The organism is Streptomyces hydrogenans (genome assembly GCF_014656075.1).
GTDB classification, from domain to species: Bacteria; Actinomycetota; Actinomycetes; order Streptomycetales; family Streptomycetaceae; genus Streptomyces; species Streptomyces hydrogenans.
Map to the genome: position 1 here is coordinate 48,393 of NZ_BNBS01000061.1, position 581 is coordinate 48,973.

Consider the following 581-nt stretch of genomic DNA (forward strand, 5'->3'; position numbering starts at 1 on the left):
CTCGACGGCATCCGCACGGTGTCGTCCTGCTCCCCGCACCCGCGGGGATGGACCCTCGACAGCTCGTTCATGCGGGCCGGCTTCACCGCTGCTCCCCGCACCCGCGGGGATGGACCCGCGGCCCGGCACGGGTCGGGGTTCGTGACGTCCTGCTCCCCGCACCCGCGGGGATGGACCCATGTCCCCGAGGTTGAAGCGGGCAATCGTGGCCTGCTCCCCGCACCCGCGGGGATGGACCCTTCACGCCCATGGGGTGGGTGCCGTGCTCGCCCTGCTCCCCGCACCCGCGGGGATGGACCCAGGGCGAACGGGGCGAACAGCAAGCCAAGGAGCTGCTCCCCGCACCCGCGGGGATGGACCCGCCACCCGGAGGAGAGCCCCGTGGACGCCGACCTGCTCCCCGCACCCGCGGGGATGGACCCTCGACGCCATTGCCGCGCTCGGAGCCGCCGCCCTGCTCCCCGCACCCGCGGGGATGGACCCTCGACCAGATCATCGGAGCCTCCTCCGACCACCTGCTCCCTGTCTAGTGTGATGCGCCAGAAATCCTGAGGGTTGGTAAGTACCCTGTTGTCATGTCG

The 581-nt window shown here is 71.9% G+C and carries 1 CRISPR repeat array.

The features are described from left to right. The first annotated feature begins 26 nt into the window (after nucleotides 1–26). Nucleotides 27–483: direct repeats of the CRISPR family, unit length 29 nt; unit sequence CTGCTCCCCGCACCCGCGGGGATGGACCC. Nucleotides 484–581 lie beyond the last annotated feature (98 nt).